Genomic DNA, 13,130 nt, shown 5'->3' with positions numbered 1-13,130 from the left:
GGGCGGAGCCCCCCATGCAGTGACGGGGAGGGTAAGGGCGGCGGGGGCGAAAACCGGCCCTTCCCCACCCCCCGGTGTCTCATCCGACGGACGACGTTTCACCCACGTTTCCGGGAACGGCTACGCTCCCGTTGTGGCTGATATCCAGATCCCCGCAGACCTCAAGCCCGCCGACGGCCGTTTCGGCGCGGGCCCCTCCAAGGTGCGAACGGAGTCGCTCAGCGCGCTGGCCGCAACCGGCACGTCCCTGATGGGCACATCCCACCGCCAGGCCCCGGTCAAGAACCTCGTGGGGAAGGTCCGCGAAGGTGTGAGCGACCTCTTCTCGCTCCCCGAGGGATACGAGGTCGTCCTCGGCAACGGCGGCTCCACCGCGTTCTGGGACGTGGCGACCCACGGACTGATCGAGAACAAGTCGCAGCACCTGACGTTCGGCGAGTTCTCGTCGAAGTTCGCCAAGGCCGCCAAGCTGGCGCCGTGGCTGGCGGACCCGGACGTCATCACCTCCGAGCCGGGTACGCACCCGGAGGCGGTGGCCCAGTCCGGCGTGGACGTCTACGCCCTCACCCACAACGAGACCTCCACCGGTGTCGCCGCCCCCATCAAGCGGGTCGCGAACGCCGACGACGGTTCCCTCGTCCTCGTGGACGCCACCTCCGGCGCGGGCGGCCTCCCGGTCGACATCGCGGAGACGGACGTCTACTACTTCGCCCCGCAGAAGTCGTTCGCGGCGGACGGCGGCCTGTGGATCGGCATCTTCTCCCCGGCCGCGATCGAGCGCGCCGAGCGCATCCACGCGAGCGGGCGCCACGTACCGGAGTTCTTCTCGCTCCCCACGGCGATCGACAACTCCCGCAAGAACCAGACGTACAACACCCCGGCGCTCGCGACCCTCTTCCTCCTCAACGACCAGTTGGAGTGGATCAACGGCGAGGGCGGCCTCGACTGGTCGGTCCGCCGCACGGCGACCTCCTCGCGCACGCTCTACGGCTGGGCCGAGGACGTCAAGTACGCGAACCCGTTCGTCACCGACCCGGCCAAGCGCTCGCAGGTCATCGGCACGATCGACTTCTCGGACGACGTGGACGCGTCGGCCGTCGCCAAGGTCCTGCGCGCCAACGGCATCGTCGACACCGAGCCCTACCGCAAGCTCGGCCGCAACCAGCTCCGCGTGGCGATGTTCCCGGCGATCGACCCGTCGGACGTCGAAGCGCTCACGAAGTGCATCGACTACGTGATCGAGAAGCTCTGACCTTCTCCGCGTAGAACTTCTCGTACGCCGATGGGGGCGCCCGGACACCACCGGGCGCCCCCGTCATCGTCCGGGGACGGGTTCTTGAGCTCTTGAGCCGCTCAGCTCCGGCCCGGCGCGTAGTAGGTGCTGATCCAGGCCAGACCGGTGCGGCTCACCGCGACCATCGCCACCTCCGCCCCCGCGCCGAAGTAGTACGTGCGGCTGCCTGCGCACTGGTCCAGTGCGCTGGTGACCGCCGCGGCATCGGTATTGCGGATCTTGGCAGTGGCCTCGGTGAGATAGCCGTCGACGAGGCTGCGTATCCGCTGCTCGCCCGCTTCCCCCGACAGATCGCCCGCATTGTGGGGCAGGTGCTTGAGGGCGTGCTCGACGACCGCCTGCGGGCTGCCGAAGGTGAGCTTCCCCGATTGCTGTTTCAGTGTCTCGGCGAAGGGGAGGCTGTGGGCAGCCCAGACGCTCTCGTCTCCGATGTGCAGGGGCTGCGCCATGCCCGCCGCCTCCAGCGCCACGCGGTACCGCCTCAACAGCTCCGGCTGGTCACCGCCGGACACGTACGTGTTCGGCGGCAGCGACTGACCGACGGCCAGGTACGCGGCTTGCGCGTGCACGAAGTCCGCGCAGGTGGTGGGTTTTTGTTCAACGGCGAATGCACCGGCATCCTGAAGGATCTTTTGGGCGCCGAGGTAGACGCCCATCTTCGTGGCACCATCCCAGTGGCGCAGGAGACGGATCTTGTCGCTCACGTCGGTGTACTGCGCGGCAGTTCCACCGAGCGCCTTGTACACCGTCTGCATCTGTTGCGCCAGCCACCCGTTGGTCACCACCCGCTTCTTGTGCAGGACATTGACGTCGCCGCCCACCATGGCCGCGAAGTCATCGGAAGCTCGCTGCGAGTCCAGGAACGCCGGGTGCGCCGAGAAGCTGTCCTCCTTCCACTGCACCAGCCAGTACGGTGCCCCGGGCTTGAAGTTTGCTTTCAGGCGTACCAGTTCTTGGTTGAGCGCCTCCCATGGCATGAGCTGTCCCCTTCGTGTCGTGTCGTCGAAGGTGCTGTGAATGCGTCAGCGTGGCACGGAAGCTGTCATACCGGGACACGTCAGGGTGGCGTAATCGCGCTGCGCCAGTCAGCCGACGCGCATGGCCAGGACTGCCGGGCGGACGGGGGCAGTCCTCTGCCTGCCTGCAGCCACGCGGAACGGCCTAGCCGAGATGCCGCAGGAACGCGTGCCAGCTCTCGCGCGAGACGGTGAGCAGGGGGCCGTCCGATTCCGGCTGCTTGCTGTCGCGGACGGCCCGACCGCCGACGGCCGAGTCGGCGACCTCGACGCAGTTGCTCTCCGCGCCCGAGTACGACGACTTACGGAAAGGGCCTATGTCCTCGGTCACGATGCGACTTCCTTCAAGCTCCGCAGTACGCCCCGGATGAGTCGCGCGCTCATCTCCCGTGCCAGTCCGCTAGCAGAACTGTTGCAGAAACGCGTGCCAGCTCTCGCGGGAGACAGTGAGGAGAGGGGCGTCCGATTCCGGCTGCTTGCTGTCGCGGACCGCCCGACCGCCGACGGCCGTGTCGGCGACCTCGACGCAGGCGTTCTCCGCGCCCGAGTACGACGACTTCCAGAAGGGGCTTATGACCTCGGTCACGATGTGTCTTCCTTCAAGCTCCGCAGTATGCCCCGGATGAGCGTCACGCTCGCGTCAGGCGTCAACGCTGACGATCGTAGTAGGTCGTATGCATTGGCGTAAGCGGCGAGATCCTCGGCTCCTTCAAGGACCGATGCGCCTCGCAGATTGTCCATGGCAACGGCCTCGACCGTCGGCTCCTCGTCGAAACTGAAGGAGGAGAAGGCAGAGGAGTAACCGGCCAGGACGCCCGCGCTGAACGGCAGCACCTGCACAGTGACGTTCTTCCGCTTTCCGATCTCAAGAACAGCGGACAACTGATCGCGGTGAATGTCGACGCTCACCAGCGGGTGTGCGAGTACCGCTTCCCAGACGATAGCCGTGTATGACGCGCCACCCTCCTCGATCTTCGCCTGTCGCCCCGCACGCACCTTCACCAACTGGGCGGCCCGTTCCGGCTCGATGCAGTGAGGACTGGCCGCGATCACCGCTTCCGCGTAAGCCGCAGTTTGCAGCAGCCCCGGAATCATGACCGGCTGCCACTCCCGGATGTAGGTCGCGTCGTCCTCCAACGCGATGTGATCGACGTAGTCCGGCCGCAGATGCGCGGCATGCTCAAGCCACCAGCCCCGTCGCTTCGACTGTCGGGCCAACTCCTCAAGTTTTTGGCGGACTTCGAGGTCGCGTACCCCGTACGCATCCAGCAGCGCCCGGATTTCGAGCGGTCGGGCGGACACATGCCCGGTCTCGATGCGACTGACCCTGGTCTGGTGGGCCGCGATCACCTCGGCGGACTGCAGCTGGTCCAGTTTCGCCGCCAGCCGGTAGGTCTTGAGCGCAGCGCCAAGTCGCCTGCTGCGCACCGTCGGCCGTCCCGCTACGGGCATCCCGGCCCCCTCTCCTGTCGCGACGAAACTGTAGGGCATATCTCGATCGAACATACATCCAGGTGCTTACATGCACCCCTATCGATTGCGAGTCGACTTCTTGCCGCCCTACGCTCATGCAAAGCAGAGGTGTTCAGTTCCGCATCTTGACGACACATCAGGGAGTACGGCACCCCCATGCCCGAGACCGAAACCTTCCGCATCCCCCGCCACAAAAGCCACATCCCCGCCGCCCGCCAACGCGTCCGCAAGACCCTCGCGGGCTGGGGCGTCACCGGCGAACTCGCTGACGCGGTCACCCTGTCGGCGAACGAACTCGCCACCAACGCCGTGACGCACTGCCGAGTGCCCTGCGCCCGCATCCGGATCACGCTCACGCTCGACGGACCGGAGTTGGTCTTGGCGGTCTCCGACCCGGACCGGGACGGACTCCCCCGCCCGCGCGACTCGGCCCCGGACCAGGAGAGCGGCCGCGGCCTCGCGCTGGTGGAGGCGTCGGCCGACTCCTGGGGGTACCGGCAGGGCCCGTACACGAAGAGCGTGTGGGCCCGGTTCACGCTCGCGGAGAAGCCGGCGGGGGACCGTGTTCCGGTTCCTTCGTGACGCGGTCGCCCGCCTGGGCAGCCGACCGCGTCCCCACCGCCCCGAGGCCGGCGACTGGGACCTCGCGCGTGAGGTGAGAGCGCCGGACCCCTACGTGTGGCGACTCCCCAGCCCCCACGACGCCCGCTGGCGCCGCTGGTCCAGACGCCATCGACTGACCGGCCGCTACCCGCCGTTGCTGGCTGAAGAAGATTGCTGGAAGCGCCCGGACCGCCTCCGGGCCCCGCACCCGCCCCGGCAGGCCGAGGACGACATGGTCCGGCTGTACGTGCTCGTGCGCCGAGATCCAGAAAGGGTGCGGGCGACCGCCCACCAGGCCCCTGACGCCCTCGGCCTACCACACGGACGATGGCTGTAGAGGAACTCTCCAGGGGGTCACCCGGCCGAGCGGGCAGGAGTTCCCTTCGGTTCCAGGAGGGAATCAGCATGGCCGAGTGACCCAGCTCTCGACGCGGCGCAACCGCCACCGCATCATCCGTGACGCGGTCCTGGCCGTCATCGGTACGGCGTGCATCGGATTCGCAGTCTGGTTCATGACGACGGACTTCGGCGGCAAGGACGCCGACGCCGACGACCCGGTCGCGGTCCTCGGACTCATCGCCGGCATCGCATCGCTGCTGGTGGCCCTCGCCGACCTCGTGTTGCAGCAACCCGCCCCGCCCAGCCCTGCCGCATGCGCGGACGACCTGGCAGACAGTCTCCGGGCGCAGTGGCGGGAAGAGTCACAGGCTCGCGGGCTGCACAATCCCCAGGTTCTGCCCCTGGCCTGGGCGGCGACCCGTCGCCCCGTCGCCGACCCGCCGGGAGGCAGAACCGTACGGCTGCGGCTCGACGGCCGACTGCAAGGGGTCTTCTCAGCGGTGACCGCTCAACTGGCCACGGCGTACCAAGGGTTGCCGCAGAGACGACTGGTCACCATCGGTGAACCGGGCGCGGGCAAGACCGTACTGGCACTGCTGCTCACTCTGGGACTGCTCGACGCACGACAGCCCGGCGATCCCGTACCCGTCATGTTGTCCGCCTCCACCTGGGATCCCGTGCGCGAACGGCTGGACGACTGGATCGCGCGGTCCCTCGCCGCCTCCCACTATGACGGCCGCCTGGAGATCCCCCGCATCATGCTGAGCCATGGCCTGCTGCTCCCGATCCTCGACGGGCTCGACGAGATCCCCGAATCGGCCCGCCGCAGCGCCGTCCGGGGCCTCAACCACGCGATCGGTGACGACCGCCCCGTCGTGGTCACCTGTCGTGCCACCGAGTACGAGGACCTCATCCGGGGCGGCGCCCCCACCCTGCGCCGCGCACCGGTCATCGAGGTGTCGCCCGTGCCGCCCGAGGACGCCATCGGCTACCTGGAAGCCGTGCCGTGGCCGAACGCCACCGACTGGACCCCCGTGTTCGACCGGTTGCGGACCGATCCCGGCGGCCACCTGGCGACCGCGCTGTCCACTCCGCTCATGGTGACGTCGGTCCGCCTTGTCTACCAACACAGCGCCCAGGATCCGGCGGAACTGCTGGATCCAGCACGCTTCGACTGCCAGTTCGCGGTGGAGGACCATGTCATCCACCAGCTCGTGGACGCCGCGTACAGCCCTGTTCCCGGGCTGCCCGGTAGAGGTCGACCGCGGCAACGGTGGACCGCGGAGCAGGCGCGGGGCTGGCTGACGTTCCTGGCCTGCTATCTGCACGACCATCGGGAGCGGGACCTGGCGTGGTGGCGGATGAGTGACCATCTGCTCTCCCGGTGGATGGGACCGGCCGTCGGCATCGGCCTGGGGGTGGTACTGGCTCTGTTCTCCTTCGTGTGGAACACGGCACTGGGCATCGTCGATTTCGACGGGCAGGCGGTAACTCTTCTGACGGCCCTGATCATCGGCGGCGGTTTCGCTCTGTTGTCCTACATCGTGTGGTACGCCGCCTCGGTGCGGCCGCCCGGCCGGCTGACGGTGTCGGCGCAGGGGGCGTTGGGACGGCTCCGCCGGGGCTTCGGCAACGGAGCCGCGCTGAGCGCGGTATCCGTGGCGCCCCTGATGTTGGCCGGTTCCGGATACGTCGTCCTGTCCGAGCTGGGCGGCCCGGGCAACCTCGAAGCCGCCCAGTTCTGCGCCGAGATGCTCATGGTCTGTCTGTCCCTGACCTGCGTGCTGGGAATGTCGCTCGCCGCGCACAGTTGGCTCAGCGCACCGCCGTCCCGGGCGAGCCGGGTCAGTCCCCGGTCCCTGCTGCGGCAGGACCGGGTCTCCTCACTCACCGGGGCCCTGACGTCGGGCCTCGTCGTAGCCGCGACAGGTCTGGCCGGGTGGTATGCCGGAGTGCTGCTCGGTGATGTGGTGTTCCGCGTGCTCACCTACGGAGCGGGATGGCCCGGCCATGGAGCGATGGACGAGCTCGCCGAGGTCAGATGGCGTACCCTGCGCGACTGGTTCAGCACCGGCGGACCGATCTCGATGCTCGGCCTGGCCGTGCTGCTCCCCGGCGCCGCGTTCGCGCTCCTCGTACTGCTGCCCAGAGCCTGGCCGCGGTTCGTCCTGACCAGGAGCTACCTTGCTGCACGCGGCAAGTTGCCCTGGCGATTGATGACGTTCCTCGCCGACGCCCGGCAGCGAGAACTGCTGCGCCAGTCGGCAGGCGTCTACCAGTTCCGGCACATCAGGCTCCAGGAAGCCCTGGCCGGGCAGCCGACCTACGCCCCCGACCGGTCGGCCCCACCCGCCGATCAAAGGAAGGAGATCACCCGTCGCGTGGTGCTGGCCGTCGGCGCGGGAGGTGTCCTCACCCTGGCGGCGGGCGGGCTCATCGGACGCCATGACCGAAGCCGGGGCGTCTTCCACAACCCCGAGATGATGCGCATGACAGGAGTGGCCTTCCGGCCCGGCAACCCTCACGAGCTCGCCGTCGTAGCGGCGGACGGAACCCTGTGGCTGTGGAACGGGGACAGCTCGTACGAGCCGTCCCCGCTGCACGAAGGGGACGGGGCCGGCTCGTACGCCAGTTCCGATGTGGTGTTCCACCGGCATGGCAGATACCTGGCGGTGGCCATGCCGGGAGCCATGCAACTGAGGGATATGGAATACGGCGGGAAAGTATCCGACCAGTTCTCCTGGGATGAGGGGGATGTAGAGGCAACAGTCGCCGCCATGCACAAGGGAGACCACATCGCAGGGACATTGGAAGACCAGGGTTACCTGTGGAGGATGACTGACGCCGGCCGTATCAGCAAGCCGTCCCGATTCGACGCGGGGGAGAACGGGACCTACGCTGCGGAGTTCCTGCACAACGACAGCCTTGTCACAGCGGGTTACGAACTCGACATGACTCTCTTCGAGACCCCCGCGCTCACCCGACGGCGTGGATGGCCGACCTCGGACATTCTCACCACCGCGACCTCCCGCAGCGGTGATCATGACTTTGGCAAGTTGAAGATCATCACGTGCCCCCGGTATCACCGCCTCGCCTTGATCGATTTTCTGGGCGGCTATCTCGTGTCCTACGGCTCCGGCGGAGTGGAGCGCCTGGAGCACGAGTTCGGTCCCGCCACCGCGGCAGCGTTCAGTCCCAGCGGGAGGCTGCTCGCAGTGGCGGAGCCGCACGGCGACGTGCGCCTCTTCGAGGTCGGCAGCGGCATCGTCGCCCCCACCCGATTGGCCACGCTCTACGGACACACGGCATCGGTCAGTTCCATCGATTTCAGCCATGACGAAAGACTGATGGCCACGGCCGGCGAAGACGGCACTGTGCGCGTCTGGAAGCTTGCCGACTTCGGCGTCTCCCCTTGACAGCAGACCCCCTGACAACAGATCCCGTCGACGCAGGGAACATATTCGATATACGTCTCCGAGGACGCCCGGTAATTCACCGGGCGCCCTTTCCTCACGTAACGCGGGCAGCCGTGCGGCTCAGGTCGCCGTGCAGCTCACCGAAGGCGTACCCCCGCCACCGGGCGCTCCCCCGAACCCGAAGCTCGCCGAACCGCCCACCGCGACCGTCCCGTTGTGGTCGGCGTTGACGGCCGTCACCGTCGCGGCGCTCTGCGTGTACGACGCGTTCCACATGCTCGTGACCTTCTGGGCGCCCGGCCAGGTCCAGGTCGTCTTCCAGGACTTGAGCGCGGTCGTGCCGGTGTTGGTCACCTTCACCTCGGCGTTGAAGCCGCCGCCCCAGTCGCTGCTGACGGTGTACGCGGCGGTGCAGGCGGCCGTGCCGCCTCCCGGATCACCGGGGTCGCCGGGGTCGCTTCCGCCGCCCTCCGCCGGGAAGCCCGGCGCCTTCACGCTCGCGAGGTAGCCGTCCTTGACCGTGTCCACGCTCGTCCAGTCGTCCTTCAGGATGCCGCCCGTGTCACCGGAGTTGGGGTTCCACGACCAGAAGGTCCAGGAGATGCTGTCGGCGCCGTACGTGCCGGTCGGGCGGAGGTAGCTCACCAGCGCCGCGAGCCACTTCTGGTCGACGGCCGACTGGAGGGTCGTACCGAACTCGCCGACCCACACCGGGGCGATGTTCTGCTTGAAGATGTAGCCCCAGTACTTGTCCCAGACGCCCGGCATGTTGGCGGGGAAGGACGGATCGCTGAACCAGCTCTGCTGGGCCACGCTGGTGGCGTAGTCGTGGGCGGAGTAGACGACCCGGTTCGGGACGTCGAGCTGTACGGGGTACTGCGCGACCCCCATCAGATTGCCGCCCCACCAGCCCGACACGCCGTCGACGGTCTGCACGCCCTCCACGAAGATCAGCAGTTCGGAGTTGGCGGACAGGACCGCGTTCCCGGCGCGCTGGGCGGCGAGCCGCCAGTCCCTCGTCGTGTCGCCGCAGCCCCAGCAGGCGGGATCGTGCGGCTCGTTGTGCAGGTCGATGCCGATCACCGTGGGGTTGCCCTTGTAACGGGCCGCGAGAGCCTTGAGGTTGGTGATCCAGGTCGTCTCGGGGACCGCCGCGGTGTACCAGAGCGCCGACTGGCCCGCCGCGTCCGGCCGGTGCCGGTCCAGGATGACCTTCAGACCGTCCTGCCCCGCGTACGCCACGAGCTTGTCGATGATCTGGAGGGGCGAGAGCCCCTGGAGGTCGGCGTTCTTGCCGCCGGAGAAGTCGATGCTGTTGGCGACGGCACCGCTCTTGAGGATGTCATCGCTGTAGGGCAGCCGGATGGCGTTGTAGCCGAGCGACTTCATCTGGTCGATCATGCTCTTGTAGTCGCGGGCCCAGAGTCCGTGGACGGCGTTGTTGGACGTCTCGAAGCCGAACCAGTTGATGCCGGCGATCCGTACCGGCTGTCCTGCGGCGTCCAGGATCTGCCGGCCGCTGGTGTGCCAGTAACCGGCTCCGGGGGCGGCGGCCTTGGCGGCGGACTGCACGACGGCCGCCGTGTCCGCGTGCGCGGCCTGGACACCGGACAGCGGTAGCAGGAGCGCCACGACGGCAGCACCCAGCGCTCTTCGCAAGCTGCGAAACATGTCGCTGCTTCCTCTCGGGGGAGATCGGGAAGGCGCGGGCCCGGAACGCGGTGGGAGCGCTCCCACCCCACCACGCTCCCCCATGGAAGGCATTGCGCGTGGACACGTCAAGGAGTCGTGCGGCATTCGGGACACTCGGGCTCCCGGACACCGCACGACGCCATACAGCCGGCACCCCTTCACTTGCTGAGCTTCTGGAACCTCCGTACCGCCAGGGGAACGAAGACCAGCGTCAGGATCACCGGCCACACCGCCGCCATCAGCAGCGCGTGCTGCTCGATCCAGGTGTCACCGCCGCCGACCGGCGTGCCGAACAGTTCGCGGGTGGCCGCCGCCGTCGACGAGATCGGGTTCCAGGCGGCCACGTGGCCCAGCCAGTCGGGCATCAGCTGCGGCGCGACGAAGATGCTGGAGATCATCGTCAGCGGGAACGCGACCGCGAACAGACCGCCGGCCGCCTCCGGGTTGGGCACGAGCAGGCCGAGCCACACTCCCAGCCAGATCAGCGCGAACCGCAGCCACAGCAGCAGCCCGAAGGCCCCCAGGAAGGCGAAGCCGCCGTCCGGCCGCCAGCCCATGGCCAGCGCGGTGAGCATCAGGATCGTCAGCTCGGCGCAGGCCACCATGAGATCGGTGAGCCCGCGCCCGGCGACGACGGCGGACGGCGACATCGGCATGGAGCGGAACCGGTCGATGACGCCCTTCGTGGAGTCGTACACGACCAGTGTCGCCGTGTTGATGAACCCGAAGGCCATCGTCATCACGAACATGCCCGGCATCAGGAAGTCCCGGTAGTCGCCGCCGCCCGGAACCTGCATCGCGCTGCCGAAGACGTATCCGTACAGCAGCACGGACAGGATCGGGAAGCCCAACTGCCAGGCGATGTTGATGGGTTGGCGCTGGTAGTGGGTGAGGCCGCGCCGGACGACGTTCCAGCAGTCGGCGAGCACCCAGTAGGTACGGCCGCGGTCGCGAAGCACCCGCACGCCGGCCACCTCGGCCACCTCGGCCACCTCTTTCAAGCCGCTCATGCCGCGACCTCCTTCGTGTCGGTGCCGGTGTCGGTGCCGGTGTCGGTGCCGGTGCCGGTGCCGGTGCCGGCGTCCGTGCGGTGGCCGGTCAGGCGCATGAAGACGTCGTCCAGGCTGGGCCTGCGCAGTCCGATGTCCTCCACGCGCACCCCCTCGTCCTGGAGCGTCCGCGCCACCTCGGTGAGCGCGGCGACCCGGTCGGTGACGGGCGCGTGCACCCTCGACTCGTTCTCGTCGGACTCCGGTTCGCCGTCCGAGACGCGGGCGACGACCTTCACCGCCCGCGCGATGTCGGCCCGCTCGGCGACGACGACCTCGATCCGGTCACCGCCCACCCTGTTCTTCAGCCCGTCCGGGGTGTCGTCCGCGATGGCCCGCCCCTGGTCGATGACGGTGATGTGCGAGGCGAGTTTGTCGGCCTCCTCCAGGTACTGCGTGGTCAGCAGCACGGTCGTGCCGCCGGAGACCAACGCCCGTACGGATTCCCACACTTCGCCGCGCCCGCGGGGGTCGAGCCCGGTCGTGGGCTCGTCCAGGAACAGCACGGCCGGGGTGAGGATCATCGAGGCGGCGAGGTCCAGACGCCGCCGCATCCCGCCGCTGTACTGGCCGACTCCCTTGCCGGCCGCGTCGGTGAGGTCGAACTGCTCCAGCAGTTCCGTCGCGCGCAGCCGCGCCCGGCGCCCGCCGAGGTGGAACAGCCGCCCGAACATCTCCAGGTTCTGCCGGCCGGTGAGCACCTCGTCCAGTGCCGCGTACTGGCCGGTGAGCCCGATCCGCGCCCGTACCTCCCGGGGCTGCGAGACCACGTCGAGACCGGCCACCCGCGCGCTTCCCCCGTCCAGCCGGACCAGGGTGGAGAGGATACGGACGGCGGTGGTCTTGCCCGCGCCGTTCGGCCCGAGCAGGCCGTGCACCGTGCCCTTCCGTACGGCCAGGTCGAAGCCGTCCAGGGCGCGTTTCTCCCCGTACCTCTTTTCGAGCCCCTCGGCCCGTACCGCGTAATCGCCCACACTCGCGCTCGCACTCGCGCTGGCACTCACACCCACAGCACTCCTCCACCCGTGACGTCCGCCGGAGTTCGCCGAACTGAGTACACCGTACCCTTTTCAGAGTACGCCGTACTCAGTTTTAGGGCGGGGGCCTATCCTGAGGCGTATGACAAGCGGCTCGGGCGGAATGGACACCAGCGGCAGCGGAGACATCGTCCGCACGCTCCACCTGCTGTGGGACACGGGACCGCGTCCCAGCCGCGGCCCCAAGCCCGGTCTCAGCCTCGACCGGATCGTGGAGGCGGCCGTGCGGGTCGCGGACGCGGAGGGTCTTGAAGCGGTGTCGATGCGCCGGCTCTCCACGGAGCTGGGCACCGGCACGATGTCGCTGTACCGGTACGTCCCCGGCAAGGGCGAGCTGCTCGACCTGATGCTGGACCGCGTCCAGCGCACGGACGACGACCCGTCCGTGTACGGCGACGACTGGCGCTCGGCCCTGGAGACCCTGGGCCGCGAGAACCTCGCCCTCTACCGGCGCCACCCCTGGCTGCTGAAGGCCAACCAGTCCCGCCCGGTGCTCGGCCCCAGCGCCGTCGGGGGCATGGAGAAAGTGATCTCCCGCATCAAACCCATGGGCCTGAGCGACCCGGAGCTGGTCTCGGCGGTCATCCTGATCGACTCGTACGTCACCGGGGCCGCGCGGACCCAGCTGTACGCCCAGGAGGCCGAACGGGCGACAGGTCTGACGGACGCGGAGTTCTGGGCCGCCCAGTACCCGGTCCTGGAGAAGGCCATGGCCACCGGCCGCTACCCCGTGATGGCCGCACTCTCGGAGGACTCCTTCGGCACGGACTTCGACCACTTCGAATTCGGCCTCCAACGAATCCTGGACGGCCTGGCAGCACTGGTGGACAGCCGCCGCGACACGGACTGAGCGGACGGTGCGGACGGTGCGGACGGTGCGGACGGTGCGGACGGTAGTGCGTCGGGTGCGGGCCGGTGGGGGCTGGTCGCGCAGTTCCCCGCGCCCCTTAGGGGGTGGGGGTGAGGGTCGTGCGGTCGGTGCGGGCCGGTGGGGGTGAGCCGCGCCGTTCCTCGCGCCCCTAGGGGGCGGGGGTGACGGTGTTTGTGACGTGCGGGAGCGTCGTGGCTGGTCGCGCAGTTCCCCGCGCCCCTAGGGGGTGGGGGTGAGGGTCGTGCGGTCGGTGCGGGCCGGTGGGGGTGAGCCGCGCAGTTCCCCGCGCCCCTTAAGCAACGTCCGTGCGTCGGCCCCTGCTGCTTTAGGGGCGCGGGGA

Annotated in this window: 11 protein-coding genes; 4 read left to right on the top strand and 7 right to left on the bottom strand. The window is 68.7% G+C overall.

What is annotated here, in order from left to right; all coding sequences use genetic code 11:
- The first annotated feature begins 133 nt into the window (after nucleotides 1-133).
- Entirely contained in the window at nucleotides 134-1,252 is a 1,119-nt protein-coding gene (gene serC / locus ACFWGJ_RS14070) for a phosphoserine transaminase (RefSeq protein WP_387323580.1), read from the top strand.
- Between the two features lie 101 nt (nucleotides 1,253-1,353).
- Here the strand turns inward: serC and ACFWGJ_RS14065 are convergent, their stop codons facing one another.
- The 4 genes from ACFWGJ_RS14065 to ACFWGJ_RS14050 form a co-directional block, all read right to left on the bottom strand.
- On the bottom strand, nucleotides 1,354-2,271 hold the full coding sequence (locus ACFWGJ_RS14065; protein ID WP_387323577.1) for a hypothetical protein: 918 nt from the start codon (nucleotides 2,269-2,271) through the stop codon (nucleotides 1,354-1,356).
- A gap of 184 nt (nucleotides 2,272-2,455) precedes the next feature.
- Nucleotides 2,456-2,641 carry a DUF397 domain-containing protein gene (locus ACFWGJ_RS14060; RefSeq protein WP_387323575.1) on the bottom strand — a complete coding sequence of 62 codons (186 nt, stop codon included), beginning with the start codon at nucleotides 2,639-2,641 and terminating at the stop codon, nucleotides 2,456-2,458.
- Nucleotides 2,642-2,710: 69 nt separating this feature from the next.
- Entirely contained in the window at nucleotides 2,711-2,896 is a 186-nt protein-coding gene (locus tag ACFWGJ_RS14055; protein ID WP_387323573.1) for a DUF397 domain-containing protein, read from the bottom strand.
- Complete coding sequence (locus ACFWGJ_RS14050; protein WP_387323621.1) at nucleotides 2,893-3,762, bottom strand: helix-turn-helix domain-containing protein; 870 nt, start codon at nucleotides 3,760-3,762, stop codon at nucleotides 2,893-2,895. The genes ACFWGJ_RS14055 and ACFWGJ_RS14050 overlap by 4 nt, the downstream gene beginning before the upstream one ends.
- A 177-nt stretch (nucleotides 3,763-3,939) precedes the next feature.
- Here ACFWGJ_RS14050 and ACFWGJ_RS14045 point away from each other — a divergent pair, with 177 nt between their 5' ends.
- Complete coding sequence (locus ACFWGJ_RS14045; protein WP_387323571.1) at nucleotides 3,940-4,365, top strand: ATP-binding protein; 426 nt, start codon at nucleotides 3,940-3,942, stop codon at nucleotides 4,363-4,365.
- Between the two features lie 434 nt (nucleotides 4,366-4,799).
- Nucleotides 4,800-8,141, top strand: coding sequence for a hypothetical protein (locus ACFWGJ_RS14040; RefSeq protein WP_387323568.1), 3,342 nt, complete (start codon nucleotides 4,800-4,802; stop codon nucleotides 8,139-8,141).
- 120 nt (nucleotides 8,142-8,261) lie between these two features.
- Here the strand turns inward: ACFWGJ_RS14040 and ACFWGJ_RS14035 are convergent, their stop codons facing one another.
- The 3 genes from ACFWGJ_RS14035 to ACFWGJ_RS14025 all read right to left on the bottom strand — a co-directional run bounded on the left by ACFWGJ_RS14035 (nucleotide 8,262) and on the right by ACFWGJ_RS14025 (nucleotide 11,886).
- Nucleotides 8,262-9,812, bottom strand: coding sequence for a cellulase family glycosylhydrolase (locus ACFWGJ_RS14035; RefSeq protein ID WP_387323565.1), 1,551 nt, complete (start codon nucleotides 9,810-9,812; stop codon nucleotides 8,262-8,264).
- Nucleotides 9,813-9,991: 179 nt separating this feature from the next.
- Nucleotides 9,992-10,843 (bottom strand): ABC transporter permease, encoded by an 852-nt coding sequence (locus tag ACFWGJ_RS14030; protein ID WP_387323563.1) that lies wholly within the window; start codon nucleotides 10,841-10,843, stop codon nucleotides 9,992-9,994.
- A complete protein-coding gene (locus tag ACFWGJ_RS14025) occupies nucleotides 10,840-11,886 on the bottom strand; it encodes an ATP-binding cassette domain-containing protein (protein ID WP_381832565.1) in 1,047 nt (348 codons plus the stop codon). The genes ACFWGJ_RS14030 and ACFWGJ_RS14025 overlap by 4 nt, the downstream gene beginning before the upstream one ends.
- Nucleotides 11,887-12,001: 115 nt before the next feature.
- Between ACFWGJ_RS14025 and ACFWGJ_RS14020 the strand changes: the two genes are divergently transcribed.
- Entirely contained in the window at nucleotides 12,002-12,769 is a 768-nt protein-coding gene (locus ACFWGJ_RS14020; protein ID WP_381832568.1) for a TetR/AcrR family transcriptional regulator, read from the top strand.
- Nucleotides 12,770-13,130 lie beyond the last annotated feature (361 nt).

It is taken from the genome of Streptomyces sp. NPDC060205 (assembly GCF_042728395.1).
Lineage (GTDB): Bacteria > Actinomycetota > Actinomycetes > Streptomycetales > Streptomycetaceae > Streptomyces.
The sequence above is the reverse complement of the archived record's forward strand: the minus strand, read 5'-3'. Positions and strand labels throughout refer to the sequence as shown.